Source organism: Pseudomonas sp. N040 (genome assembly GCF_015637705.1).
Classification (GTDB): domain Bacteria; phylum Pseudomonadota; class Gammaproteobacteria; order Pseudomonadales; family Pseudomonadaceae; genus Aquipseudomonas.
On sequence record NZ_JADOBE010000003.1, the window covers coordinates 228,153 to 241,224 of the forward strand.

10 protein-coding genes are annotated in these 13,072 nt (G+C 62.0%); all 10 read left to right on the forward strand.

Annotated elements, in window-relative coordinates:
• The first annotated feature begins 48 nt into the window (after positions 1–48).
• The 10 genes from fabZ to eno all read left to right on the forward strand — a co-directional run bounded on the left by fabZ (position 49) and on the right by eno (position 13,034).
• Complete coding sequence (gene fabZ / locus ISX93_RS06430) at positions 49–489, forward strand: 3-hydroxyacyl-ACP dehydratase FabZ (RefSeq protein ID WP_195777889.1); 441 nt, start codon at positions 49–51, stop codon at positions 487–489.
• Positions 486–1,262, forward strand: coding sequence for an acyl-ACP--UDP-N-acetylglucosamine O-acyltransferase (gene lpxA, locus ISX93_RS06435; RefSeq protein WP_195777890.1), 777 nt, complete (start codon positions 486–488; stop codon positions 1,260–1,262). Before fabZ ends, lpxA begins: the two co-directional genes overlap by 4 nt.
• A gap of 3 nt (positions 1,263–1,265) precedes the next feature.
• Positions 1,266–2,396: a lipid-A-disaccharide synthase gene (lpxB, locus tag ISX93_RS06440; protein WP_195777891.1), complete on the forward strand. Its 1,131-nt coding sequence runs from the start codon at positions 1,266–1,268 to the stop codon at positions 2,394–2,396.
• A complete protein-coding gene (gene rnhB, locus ISX93_RS06445) occupies positions 2,396–2,995 on the forward strand; it encodes a ribonuclease HII (RefSeq protein ID WP_195777892.1) in 600 nt (199 codons plus the stop codon). Before lpxB ends, rnhB begins: the two co-directional genes overlap by 1 nt.
• 110 nt (positions 2,996–3,105) lie before the next feature.
• Entirely contained in the window at positions 3,106–6,627 is a 3,522-nt protein-coding gene (gene dnaE / locus ISX93_RS06450) for a DNA polymerase III subunit alpha (protein ID WP_195777893.1), read from the forward strand.
• Positions 6,628–6,741: 114 nt separating this feature from the next.
• Positions 6,742–7,692, forward strand: a complete 951-nt coding sequence (accA, locus tag ISX93_RS06455) for an acetyl-CoA carboxylase carboxyl transferase subunit alpha (RefSeq protein WP_195777894.1) — start codon at positions 6,742–6,744, stop codon at positions 7,690–7,692.
• A gap of 57 nt (positions 7,693–7,749) precedes the next feature.
• On the forward strand, positions 7,750–9,069 hold the full coding sequence (gene tilS, locus ISX93_RS06460; RefSeq protein WP_195777895.1) for a tRNA lysidine(34) synthetase TilS: 1,320 nt from the start codon (positions 7,750–7,752) through the stop codon (positions 9,067–9,069).
• A gap of 156 nt (positions 9,070–9,225) precedes the next feature.
• Positions 9,226–10,857, forward strand: a complete 1,632-nt coding sequence (locus ISX93_RS06465) for a CTP synthase (protein ID WP_195777896.1) — start codon at positions 9,226–9,228, stop codon at positions 10,855–10,857.
• Entirely contained in the window at positions 10,854–11,699 is an 846-nt protein-coding gene (kdsA, locus tag ISX93_RS06470) for a 3-deoxy-8-phosphooctulonate synthase (RefSeq protein ID WP_195777897.1), read from the forward strand. The genes ISX93_RS06465 and kdsA overlap by 4 nt, the downstream gene beginning before the upstream one ends.
• A gap of 45 nt (positions 11,700–11,744) precedes the next feature.
• Positions 11,745–13,034, forward strand: coding sequence for a phosphopyruvate hydratase (gene eno, locus ISX93_RS06475; RefSeq protein ID WP_195777898.1), 1,290 nt, complete (start codon positions 11,745–11,747; stop codon positions 13,032–13,034).
• Positions 13,035–13,072 lie beyond the last annotated feature (38 nt).

The window sequence follows — 13,072 nt, forward strand, 5'->3', positions numbered from 1 at the left end:
CCTGCAGCCATTGCAGCCTTCAAACCTCAATACAGGCCTTCTGCTTTTATGATGGACATCAACGAAATTCGCGAATACCTGCCGCATCGCTATCCTTTTCTGCTGGTAGACCGGGTAAAGACGCTGGATGTTGAAGGCAAGCAGATCGTTGCCTACAAGAATGTGACCATTAATGAGCCCTTTTTTAATGGCCATTTTCCCCAGCACCCGATCATGCCGGGTGTGCTGATCATTGAAGCCATGGCCCAGGCGGCGGGTATTCTGGGCTTCAAGATGATGGGGCTGAAGCCTACCGATGGAACGCTGTATTATTTTGTCGGTTCGGACAAGCTGCGCTTTCGCCAGCCGGTGGTGCCAGGTGACCAGTTGCAGCTCGAGGCGCGCTATTTAAGCTCCAAGCGCAGCATCTGGAAGTTCGAGTGCAGGGCGACTGTCGATGGCAAGGAAGTCTGTTCGGCTGAAATCATTTGTGCGGAACGCAAGCTATGAGTTTGATTGACCCTCGTGCCATTATCGATCCGTCAGCCAGGCTGGCGGATGACGTTCAGGTCGGCCCGTGGTCGATCATCGGAGCGAACGTCGAGATAGGCGAGGGTACAGTGGTTGGACCTCATGTGATCATCAAGGGGCCCACCAGGATTGGTAGAAATAACCGGATTTACCAGTTTTCTTCAGTGGGTGAAGACACTCCGGACCTTAAATACAAGGGCGAGGATACCCGCCTGGTCATCGGTGACAACAACATCATCCGTGAAGGTGTGACCATCCACCGCGGCACCGTTCAGGACCGTGCGGAAACCACCATTGGCGACCACAATCTGCTGATGGCTTATGTGCATGTCGGGCATGACTGTGTGATTGCCAATCATTGCATTCTGGTCAACAACGCCTCGCTGGCCGGCCATGTACACCTCAATGACTGGGTGATTCTGTCCGGATTTACCCTGGTTCACCAGTTTTGCCACCTTGGCGCACACAGTTTTTCCGGCATGGCGACTGCCATTGGCAAGGACGTGCCAGCCTATGTCACCGTATTCGGCAATCCTGCCGAAGCACGCAGCATGAACTTTGAAGGCCTGCGGCGGCGCGGCTTCAGCAATGAAGCCATGCAGGCCCTGCGCCGCGCCTACAAGATCGTTTATCGGCAGGGGCTGACGGTAGAGCTGGCGCTGGCCGAGCTTGCCGAGCTGGCTGGCGAGTTCCCCGAAGTGGCGGTTTTCCGCGACTCCATCCAGGCTTCCAGTCGCGGCATCACGCGCTAAAGCATGGTCAGCACGTTGCGAGTGGCGCTGGTCGCAGGCGAGGCTTCTGGCGATATTCTGGGTGCCGGCCTGATGCAGGCGCTAAAGGCCCGGCACCCTGGCGTCGAGTTTCTGGGCGTCGGCGGTCCGCGCATGGAAGCAGAGGGCCTGCGCTCCTATTTTCCAATGGAACGACTTTCGGTCATGGGCCTGGTCGAAGTGCTAGGGCGCCTGTTCGAGCTGTTGTGGCGCCGGCGCCGGCTGATTCGCACCTTGCTGGCCGAGCGTCCGGATGTCTTCATCGGCATCGATGCCCCCGATTTCAATCTGGGCTTGGAGCTGAAGTTGCGTCGGGCGGGTATCCGCACCGTGCATTACGTCAGCCCTTCAGTCTGGGCCTGGCGCCAAAAGCGGGTATTCAAGATTCGCCAGGCCTGCGACTTGATGCTCACGCTGTTTCCCTTCGAGGCGCGTTTCTACCAGGAGCACGGAGTGCCGGTGCGCTTTGTGGGGCATCCCCTGGCGAATACCATTCCATTGCAGGTTGATCGCGCTGCGGCACGCCGCAGCCTGGATTTGGCCGACGAGGCGACCGTGGTGGCCTTGCTGCCAGGCAGTCGCGGTGGCGAGGTGAGCAGGCTCGGGCCGCTGTTCCTGGATGCGGCCGAGCGCCTTAGCCTGTTGCGCCCGGGACTGCGCTTCGTGCTGCCGTGTGCCAGTCCGGCCCGCCGTGAGCAGCTGGAACAACTACTGATTGGCCGCAATCTGCCACTTGGGCTGCTGGATGGGCGTTCCCATGAAGCGCTGGCGGCCTGCGATGCGGTGCTGATCGCCTCGGGCACGGCAACCCTGGAGGCCTTGCTGCACCAGCGGCCGATGGTGGTGGCTTACCGGGTGGCGAATCTGACCTACCGGATATTGCGCCGCCTGATCAAAACCACGTTGTTCTCCTTGCCGAATCTGCTGGCGGGGCGACAGCTGGTGCCCGAATTCATTCAGGACGCGGCAACGCCGGCGGCATTGGCTGAGGCGATGTCGACCCTGCTCCAGGATGGCCAGGCCCAGACCGAGAGCTTTGCCGAGATTCACCGCATCTTGCGTCAGGACGCCTCCGTGCAGGCGGCTGAAGCAGTACTGGCACTGGTCGGCCGCTGATGCAGCTGGGGCTCGATTTTGCGCTGGTGGAAGAGCTGGTTGCCGGTGTCGATGAGGTAGGTCGCGGCCCCCTGTGCGGGCCGGTGGTTACGGCGGCGGTCATCCTGGATCCGGCGCGGCCGATTCGCGGACTGAATGATTCGAAGAAGCTCAGCGAGGCACGCCGCGAGGCGCTGTTCGAGGAAATCTGCGAGAAGGCGCTGGCCTGGTGCATTGCCCGGGCCGAGGTGGCGGAGATCGACTGCCTGAACATCCTGCACGCCACCATGCTGGCCATGCAGCGAGCAGTCGAAGGGCTGGCGGTGACCCCCCGGCTGGCGCTGATCGATGGCAATCGTTGTCCTAAACTGAAGATGCCCAGCGCCGCGGTGATTCAAGGCGATAGCAAGGTGCCGGCGATTGCGGCGGCGTCGATTCTGGCCAAGGTCAGTCGCGACCGCGAAATGCACCAGCTGGATCGCCTGTACCCGGGCTACGGCATTGCCGGGCACAAGGGCTATCCGACGCCCGAGCATCTGGCGGCCTTGTTGCGGCTGGGGCCGGCAGATATTCACCGACGCAGTTTCGCGCCGGTGCGGCGCTTGCTCGAAGGCACCTGATCCGGCGCCGCGCGCGTTGCTGGAATCCGCGTGATGTTGCGCGCTGTTGTTTGCGGCAAGGCCCGGTACAATCCGGGCCTTGCCGTTTCTGAATCCTTTGCGGAATTTTCATGACTGTCAGCTTTGTCCATTTGCGTCTGCATACCGAGTATTCCCTGGTCGATGGCCTGGTCCGGGTCAAGCCGCTGATCAAGGCTGTCGCCAGTGCCGGAATGCCGGCCGTGGCGGTCACCGATCAGGGCAACCTGTGTGCGCTGGTGAAGTTCTACAAGGCGGCGATGGCGGGCGGGATCAAGCCGATCTGTGGTGCCGATATCTGGCTGGCCAATTCGGCCGAGGATGGCCCGCTGACGCGGATGACCTTGCTGGCCATGAACAGCAAGGGCTATCGCAATCTGACCGAGCTGATTTCCCGGGGTTTTGTCGAAGGCCAGCGCAATGGCGAAGTGATTATCGAACGGGACTGGGTCAAGCAGGCTGCCGAAGGGCTGATCGCCTTGTCCGGTGCCCGCGAGGGTGAAATCGGTCTTGCCCTGCTGGCAGAGAACAATGCCGAGGCCGAGGCACTGCTGGCCGAGTGGCAGGCAGTTTTCCCCGGGCGGTTCTATCTGGAAGTGCAGCGCACCAGTCGGGTGAATGACGAGGAGCACCTGCATCTGGCCGTTGAGCTGGCCAGTCGCTGCCAGGTACCGCTGGTCGCTACCAACGATGTGCGCTTTCTCAAGCCGGGGGACTTCGAGGCCCACGAAACCCGTGTGTGCATCGGCGAAGGCCGGGCGCTGGATGACCCGCGGCGGCCGCGCAGCTTTTCCGATCAGCAATACCTCAAGTCTCCGCAAGAGATGCAAGAACTGTTTGCCGATCTGCCCGAGGCGCTGGAGAACACCGTGCAGATTGCCCGGCGCTGCAATATCGACGTGCAACTGGGCAAGCACTTCCTGCCGGATTTCCCGACCCCGGACGGCATGAGCATCGATGACTACCTGCGCCAGGTGGCCCACGAAGGGCTGGAGGAACGCCTGGCCGTGCTGTGGCCGCAGGCAACCACCCCGGATTACGCGGAAAAGCGCCAGGTGTACCTGGACCGGCTGAAGTTCGAACTGGACATCATCATCCAGATGGGTTTTCCCGGTTACTTCCTGATCGTCATGGACTTCATTAAGTGGGCGAAAAACAACGGCGTGCCGGTGGGCCCGGGCCGCGGTTCGGGTGCCGGATCGCTGGTCGCCTACGTGTTGCGCATCACCGACCTGGATCCGCTGGCCTATGACCTGCTGTTCGAGCGCTTCCTCAATCCCGAGCGGGTCTCCATGCCCGACTTTGACGTCGACTTCTGCATGGACGGGCGGGACCGGGTTATTGACTATGTGGCGGACAAGTACGGACGCAATGCGGTAAGCCAGATCATCACTTTCGGTTCGATGGCGGCCAAGGCCGTGGTGCGCGACGTGGCGCGGGTACAGGGCAAGTCATACGGACTGGCTGATCGCCTGTCGAAGATGATTCCCTTCGAGGTCGGCATGACCCTGGAGAAGGCCTACGAGATGGAGGAGCCGTTGCGCGACTTCCTCAAGGTCGATGAAGAGGCCGCCGAGATCTGGGAGATGGCCCTCAAGCTCGAAGGCGTGGTGCGCAATGTCGGCAAGCACGCTGGTGGTGTGGTGATTGCGCCGACCAAGCTGACCGACTTCTCGCCGATCTATTGCGATGACGAAGGCGACGGGCTGGTGACCCAGTTCGACAAGGACGATGTCGAGGCGGCCGGGCTGGTCAAGTTCGACTTCCTCGGGCTGCGCACGCTGACCATCATCAAGTGGGCGATGGAGACCATCAACCGCGAGCAGGCCCGCAATGGCTTGCCGGCACTGGATATCGACTTCATCCCGCTGGACGACAAGAAGACCTACCAGTTGCTGCAGAAGGCCGAGACTACCGCGGTTTTCCAGCTGGAATCGCGCGGCATGAAGGAGCTGATCAAGAAGCTCAAGCCCGACTGCCTGGAAGACCTGATCGCGCTGGTTGCACTGTTCCGCCCCGGCCCGCTGCAATCCGGCATGGTCGACGACTTCATCAACCGCAAGCACGGCCGCGCGGAACTGGCTTACCCGCATCCCGACTATCAGTACGAGGGCCTCAAGCCGGTACTGGCACCGACCTACGGCATCATTCTCTACCAGGAACAGGTGATGCAGATCGCCCAGGTGATGGCCGGCTATACGCTCGGCGGCGCCGACATGCTGCGCCGCGCCATGGGCAAGAAAAAACCCGAAGAGATGGCCAAGCAGCGTGGCGGCTTCATCGAGGGTTGTGCCGGCAACGGCATTGATGCCGAACTGGCCGGTAATATCTTCGACCTGGTGGAAAAGTTCGCCGGCTACGGCTTCAACAAGTCGCACTCGGCTGCCTATGGTCTGGTTTCCTACCAGACGGCCTGGCTGAAAACGCACTATCCGGCACCTTTCATGGCCGCCGTGCTGTCTGCGGACATGCACAACACCGACAAGGTGGTGACGCTGATCGAGGAGTGTCGCAGCATGAAGCTGCGCCTGGATGCGCCGGATGTGAACAACTCGGAGTTCAAGTTCACGGTAGATCCCGATGGCCACATCATCTATGGGCTTGGTGCGATCAAGGGCGTCGGTGAGGGTCCGGTGGAGGCATTGGTCGAGGCCCGCCAGCAGGGGGCTTTCAAGGATCTGTTCGACTTCTGCGCCCGGGTGGATCTGAAGCGGATCAACAAGCGCACCCTCGAGGCGCTGATTCGCGGAGGTGCGCTGGACCGGCTCGGGCCTTACTTTTATGACGAGCTGAAGGCGTATCAGGCCAATGTCGATCGCAATCGGGCCGTGTTGCTGGCGGCGATGGAGGAGGCAGTGGCGGCTGCCGAGCAGGCGGCGCGCAGCCATGACAGCGGTCATGCGGATTTGTTCGGCGGGTTGTTTGCCGAGCCCGAGGTGGATGTCTATGCCAAATTTCGCAACGCGAAGGAGTTGTCGCTCAAGGAGCGCCTGCGCGGCGAGAAGGAAACCCTGGGCCTGTACCTGACCGGCCACCCGATTGATGAGTACGAGGGCGAGGTCAGGCGTTTCGCCCGCCAGCGCATCATTGATCTGAAGCCTTCCCGCGAGGTGCAGACGGTCGCCGGACTGATTGTCAATCTGCGGGTGATGAAGAACAAGAAGGGCGACAAGATGGGCTTCGTCACCCTGGATGACCGCTCCGGACGCATCGAGGCCTCGCTGTTTGCCGATGCCTTTGCGGCTGCCCAGGCACTGTTGCAGACCGATGCGCTGGTGGTGGTGGAAGGGGAGGTCAGCAATGACGATTTTTCCGGTGGCTTGCGCCTGCGCGCCAAGCGCGTGCTCGGGCTGGAGGAGGCGCGCACGGCGTTGGCCGACAGTTTGCGGTTGAACGTGGCTGCGGCAGCCTTGCAGGGTGAGCGTTTGCGCTGGCTGGGCGAATTGTGCGCCCGGCATCGGGGTGCCTGTCCGCTGACTTTGGACTATACCGGTAGCAGTGCCAAAGCCTTGTTGCAGTTTGGTGATGGCTGGCGCATCGACCCGGCCGATACACTGATTCAGGCTTTACGTGACCAGTTCGGCCGCGACAACGTCTTTTTGCACTACCGCTGATGCACGGATCGTGCTCCGGCATTGCTATCGACCCTTGATGCCTGATCCCGTAATGTAGGGCGTAACTAGATCTAGCCGGCAGCCCGCAAGGCTGCGGCCCCAGACGGAACCAACATGAACCCGAATTTTCTTGATTTCGAACAGCCGATTGCCGACCTGCAAGCCAAGATAGAAGGTCTGCGCCTGGTGGGGAATGACAACTCGCTGAATATCACTGACGAGATCGCCCGTCTGCAGGACAAGAGCAAGGCACTGACGGAAAGCATTTTCAGCAACCTGACCAGTTGGCAGATCGCCCGCCTGGCCCGCCATCCGCGCCGTCCCTATACCCTCGACTACCTGGAACACCTGTTCACCGAGTTCGATGAACTGCACGGTGATCGGCACTTTTCCGATGATGCTGCCATTGTCGGCGGCATCGCCCGCCTGGAGGGCGAGCCGGTGATGGTCATCGGTCATCAGAAGGGTCGCGAGGTGCGCGAGAAAGTGCGGCGCAATTTCGGCATGCCGCGTCCCGAAGGCTATCGCAAGGCCTGCCGCCTGATGGAAATGGCCGAGCGCTTCAAGCTCCCGATCCTCACCTTTATCGATACGCCTGGCGCGTATCCGGGCATTGACGCGGAAGAGCGTGGCCAGAGCGAGGCGATTGCCTGGAACCTGCGGGTGATGGCGCGTCTGAAAACGCCGATCATTGCCACCGTGATTGGCGAGGGTGGCTCCGGCGGTGCCCTGGCAATTGGTGTCTGTGACACCCTGAACATGCTGCAGTACTCCACCTACTCGGTTATTTCCCCCGAAGGTTGTGCCTCTATTCTGTGGAAAACCGCAGAAAAGGCTCCCGAGGCAGCAGAAGCCATGGGGATTACCGCCGACCGGCTGAAGGGGCTGGGGATTGTCGATAACGTGGTGCCCGAGCCAATGGGTGGCGCACACAATGATCCGCTGGCGATGGCTGATACCCTGCGCGGCCAGCTGGTGAAACAGTTGGCGGTGCTGAAAAAACTCGATACCGACAAGTTGCTGGAACGTCGCTACGAGCGTCTGATGAGCTATGGCATCGCCTGACGGAAGATGCACAAACAACGGGCCTGCGGGCCCGTTGTTGTTTTAAGCTTGTCTCCCATGACTAGCTTTGAATCGCGCCTGCTTGAAAGCCTTCTGCCGTGGTCTGCGGCGCCGGCCTGGCGCGTGGCTTTTTCCGGGGGGCTGGATTCGACTGTGCTGCTGCATTTGCTGGCAAGCCTCGGCCGGCTGCAGCGCTTGCCCCCGCTTACGGCTATTCATGTCCAGCATGATCTGCAGGCGGTGGCTGCAGCCTGGCCGGCACATTGCCAGGCCGTGTGCGACGGACTAGGTGTGCCTTTGCGGGTTGAACCGGTGACAGTGCAGCGTTCCGCCAGTAGCCTGGAACGCGCGGCGAGAGCGGCGCGCTACCAGGCGTTCGAGCGCCTGCTGGCACCTGCCGAAGTGTTGCTGACGGCCCAGCACCGGGATGATCAGGCGGAAACCCTGCTGTTTCGGCTGTTGCGTGGCTCCGGGCTGAAGGGCTTGGCCGGCATGCCGCGCCAGCGGGCGTTGGGGGCGGGCACGCTGCTGCGCCCGCTGCTGGATGTTTCCCGCGCGGAACTGGAAGCCTACGCACGGGCGCATCAGTTGTGCTGGGTCGAGGATCCCTCCAACAGCGATTGCCATTACGCACGGAACTTCCTCCGCCATCAGGTCCTGCCGCTGCTCGAGCAGCGCTGGTCGGCGGCTGGCGCGACTCTCGCGCGCAATGCCGAGCAGCTGGCGGAAGCGCAAACCTTGCTGGATGAGCTGGCAGCCCAGGATCTGCATGCCGCACAGGCTGCTCCGGAGTTTTCCTGGCTGGGCCTGCCGTGCCTGGACCTGGCTGCGCTGCAGAAGCTCGGCGACGCCCGGCAGCGCAATGCCCTGCGCGCCTTTCTGGCCCCGCTGACCGAGTTGCCTGACCGCGCGCACTGGGCCGGATGGCTGGCCCTGCGCGACGCCGCGGTTGATGCAAGCCCGGTCTGGCGTCTGGCGCAGGGCGAGCTCAGGCGCGCCGGGGGCCGGGTGTGGTGGCTACCTGGCGACTGGTTGCCGGCACCGAGCGGCGAGATTGATTGGCTGCAGCCAGACCAGGCCCTGCCGTTGCCGGGAAACGGCGTGCTCAGCTTTGCCGGTGAGCCGCCAGCGGGTCCGCTGCGTGTTCGCTATCGGCAAGGCGGCGAGCGTCTGCTGGTGGCGGGGCGCGGTCATCGCGACCTGAAGCGCCTGCTGAATGAATCCGGGGTGCCGTCATTTGCGCGCGCGCGCCTGCCGCTGCTGTATCGCGGCGAGGAGCTGATTGCTGTCGCCAATTTGCCGCGGTGCAGCGCCATTTCCCAGGCGGCCTGGCGTTTGCTTTGGGAGCCGCCGGCTGGCTGTCAAGGTTTGAGCTGAAATGGCGTTTCCGGTAGACTGCTCAACCGTCTTACTAGCGCTTTTGCGGAGCCCTCCGGAATCCGTGATGGCCAGCTGTTTCTGTCAGGTCGATAGGGCCTGTTTTGCTTTTCCCGGCGGCACTGGCCGCTTAAACGCAGACTTCTAGGGTTTTTCATGACGCGCTTCATTTTCGTGACGGGCGGTGTTGTTTCTTCTTTGGGGAAAGGCATTGCCTCGGCTTCACTGGCGGCGATCCTGGAAGCGCGGGGCCTCAAGGTCACCATGCTCAAGCTGGATCCCTATATCAACGTGGATCCGGGAACCATGAGTCCGTTCCAGCATGGCGAGGTGTTCGTTACCCATGACGGCGCCGAGACCGACCTGGATCTGGGGCACTACGAGCGCTTTATCCGCACCACCATGACCCAGGACAACAACTTCACCACCGGGCGCGTCTACGAAGATGTGCTGCGCCGGGAGCGGCGCGGTGATTACCTGGGGGCGACGATTCAGGTGATTCCGCACATCACCGACGAAATCAAGCGGCGCATCATCAAGGGCGCCGGTGATGCCGACGTGGCCATGGTCGAAATCGGTGGCACGGTTGGCGATATCGAGTCGCAACCGTTTCTCGAGGCGATTCGCCAGCTGCGCCTGGAAGTGGGTGCCAAGCGCGCCATGCTGATGCACCTGACCCTGGTGCCGTACATCGCCACCGCTGGCGAGACCAAGACCAAGCCGACCCAGCATTCGGTCAAGGAGCTGCGTTCGATCGGCCTGCAGCCGGATGTGCTGATCTGCCGTTCCGACCATGAGATCGACCTGTCGTCGCGGCGCAAGATCGCCCTGTTCACCAACGTGGAAGAACGCGCGGTGATCGGCCTGGAAGACGTCGACACCATCTACAAGATTCCGTCGGTACTGCACGCCCAGGGCCTGGATGAGATTGTCGTCGAGCGCTTTGGCCTGCACTGCAAACCGGCCGACCTGTCCGAATGGGACCGCGTGGTGGATGCCAAGCTGCACCCCGAGCATGAAGTCACCATTGCCATGGTCGGCAAGTACATGGAGCTGCTGGATGCCTACAAGTCGCTGATCGAGGCGATGAGCCATGCCGGCATCCAGACGCGCACCAAGGTCAATCTGCGCTACATCGATTCGGAAGACATTGAAACCAAGGGCGTCGGTCTGCTGGAGGGGGCGGATGCCATCCTGGTTCCCGGCGGTTTCGGCCTGCGCGGTGTCGAAGGCAAGATTACCGCGGTCAAATACGCCCGCGACAACAGGATCCCGTACCTAGGCATCTGTCTCGGCATGCAGGTCGCGGTGATCGAGTTTGCCCGTGATGTGCTGGGCTGGAGCGATGCCAACTCTTCCGAGTTCGACCCGCACAGCAAGCATCCGGTGGTTGGCCTGATTACCGAGTGGGCAACCGCCAGTGGCGATCTCGAAGTGCGCACCGAGGCCTCCGATCTGGGCGGCACCATGCGCCTGGGCGCGCAGGATTGCCAGTTGCTGAATGGCTCGCGGGTGCATGACTGCTACGGCAAGGATGTGATTGTCGAGCGTCACCGGCATCGTTACGAGGTCAACAACAACCTGCTGCCAGCTCTGCAGGCTGCCGGCCTCAAAGTCACCGGGCGTTCGGCCGATGGTGCGCTGGTGGAGGTCGTCGAGGCTCCGGATCATCCATGGTTCGTCGCCTGCCAGTTCCATCCGGAATTCACCTCCACCCCGCGTGACGGCCACCCGTTGTTTACTGGCTTCGTTTCCGCCGCGCTGGCGTACAAGGCACGCAAGGCATGAGCCAGAAGACTATCCGGGTAGGCAGTATCGAGATCGCCAACGACAAGCCGTTCGTGTTGTTTGGCGGTATCAACGTCATGGAGTCGCGTGATCTGGCGCTGCGGGCCTGTGAAGAATACGTGCGGGTCACCGACAAGCTCGGCATCCCCTACGTGTTCAAGGCCAGCTTCGACAAGGCCAACCGCTCCTCGATCACCTCGTTCCGCGGCCCGGGCCTGGACGAGGGCATGAAGATCTTCGAGGAAGTGAAGAAGACCTTCGGCGTGCCAGTGATCACCGACGTGCATGAGCCGTATCAGGCTGCCCCGGTGGCGGCGGTGTGCGACATCATCCAGCTGCCGGCTTTTTTGTCGCGGCAGACCGACCTGGTGGTGGCCATGGCCAGGACCGGCGCGGTGATCAATATCAAGAAGGCCCAGTTCCTTGCGCCACAGGAGATGAAGCATATCCTGCGCAAGTGCGAGGAGGCCGGCAACGACCAACTGATCCTGTGCGAGCGCGGTTCCTCCTTCGGCTACAATAACCTGGTGGTGGACATGCTCGGCTTCGGCATCATGAAGCAGTTCGAGTACCCGGTGTTCTTCGACGTCACCCACGCCCTGCAGATGCCCGGCGGGCGCGCCGATTCCGCGGGTGGACGGCGTGGGCAGGTCACCGACCTGGCCAAGGCCGGGCTCAGCCAGGGCTTGGCCGGCCTGTTCCTCGAGGCCCATCCGGATCCGGACAATGCCAAGTGCGATGGCCCTTGTGCCTTGCGCCTGGACAAGCTGGAGCCCTTTCTCACCCAGCTCAAGCAGCTGGATGACCTGGTCAAGAGTTTCCCGCCGATCGAGACTGCCTGAAGTCCCCCCCGGCCCGTTATTCAAATCCCTGGAGTGCTAGCAAGAATGGCAAAGATCGTCGATATCAAGGGTCGTGAAGTTCTCGACTCCCGTGGCAACCCCACCGTGGAAGCCGATGTGATCCTCGACAACGGCATCATCGGCAGCGCCTGTGCGCCGTCCGGTGCTTCCACCGGCTCGCGCGAAGCGCTGGAACTGCGTGATGGCGACAAGCGCCGTTACCTGGGCAAGGGCGTATTGAAGGCCGTTGGCAACATCAATGGCCCGATCCGAGACCTGCTGCTGGGCAAGGACCCAGTTGACCAGCAAGGCCTGGACCGCGCGATGATCGCCCTCGACGGTACCGAGAACAAAGCTTCGCTGGGCGCCAACGCCATCCTCGCCGTGTCCCTGGCTGCGGCCAAGGCGGCGGCCCAGGCCAAGGGCGTGCCGCTGTATGCGCACATCGCCGACCTCAACGGCACCCCGGGCGTCTATTCCATGCCGGTGCCGATGATGAACATCATCAACGGCGGCGAGCACGCCGACAACAACGTCGACATCCAGGAATTCATGGTCCAGCCGGTCGGCGCCAAGACCTTCTCCGAGGCCCTGCGCATGGGCACCGAGATCTTCCATCACCTCAAAGCCGTGCTCAAGGCCCGTGGCCTGAGCACCTCGGTGGGTGACGAAGGCGGCTTCGCACCGAACCTGGCTTCCAACGAGGATGCGCTGGCAGCCATCGCCGAAGCCGTGGCCAACGCTGGCTACCAGCTGGGCACTGACGTGACCCTGGCCTTGGACTGCGCTTCCTCCGAATTCTTCGAAGACGGCCAGTACGACCTCGCCGGCGAAGGCAAGGTATTCAGCGCCGAAGGCTTTGCCGACTACCTGGCCGGCCTGACCCAGCGCTACCCGATCATCTCCATCGAAGACGGCATGGATGAGTCCGACTGGGCCGGCTGGAAAGTGCTGACCGACAAGATCGGCGAGAAAATCCAGCTGGTGGGGGATGACCTGTTCGTGACCAACACCAGGATCCTCAAGCGTGGTATCGACGAATCGATCGGCAATTCGATCCTGATCAAGTTCAACCAGATCGGCTCGCTGACCGAGACCCTGGAAGCCATCCAGATGGCCAAGGCAGCCGGCTACACCGCGGTGATCTCGCACCGCAGCGGTGAAACCGAAGACAGCACCATTGCCGACCTGGCCGTCGGTACTGCGGCCGGGCAGATCAAGACCGGCTCGCTGTGCCGCTCCGATCGCGTGTCCAAGTACAACCAGCTGCTGCGCATCGAAGAGCAGTTGGGCGACAAGGCGATTTATCGCGGGCGCGCGGAGTTTCGCGGCTGATCCGGCAGTGCTAAAAAGGGCAGCGTGAGCTGCCCTTT

Coding starts and splice junctions, on each gene's coding strand:
- fabZ (WP_195777889.1), top strand. CDS start 49: ATGATGGACATCAACGAAATTCGCGAATACCTGCCGCATCGCTATCCT.
- lpxA (WP_195777890.1), top strand. CDS start 486: ATGAGTTTGATTGACCCTCGTGCCATTATCGATCCGTCAGCCAGGCTG.
- lpxB (WP_195777891.1), top strand. CDS start 1,266: ATGGTCAGCACGTTGCGAGTGGCGCTGGTCGCAGGCGAGGCTTCTGGC.
- rnhB (WP_195777892.1), top strand. CDS start 2,396: ATGCAGCTGGGGCTCGATTTTGCGCTGGTGGAAGAGCTGGTTGCCGGT.
- dnaE (WP_195777893.1), top strand. CDS start 3,106: ATGACTGTCAGCTTTGTCCATTTGCGTCTGCATACCGAGTATTCCCTG.
- accA (WP_195777894.1), top strand. CDS start 6,742: ATGAACCCGAATTTTCTTGATTTCGAACAGCCGATTGCCGACCTGCAA.
- tilS (WP_195777895.1), top strand. CDS start 7,750: ATGACTAGCTTTGAATCGCGCCTGCTTGAAAGCCTTCTGCCGTGGTCT.
- ISX93_RS06465 (WP_195777896.1), top strand. CDS start 9,226: ATGACGCGCTTCATTTTCGTGACGGGCGGTGTTGTTTCTTCTTTGGGG.
- kdsA (WP_195777897.1), top strand. CDS start 10,854: ATGAGCCAGAAGACTATCCGGGTAGGCAGTATCGAGATCGCCAACGAC.
- eno (WP_195777898.1), top strand. CDS start 11,745: ATGGCAAAGATCGTCGATATCAAGGGTCGTGAAGTTCTCGACTCCCGT.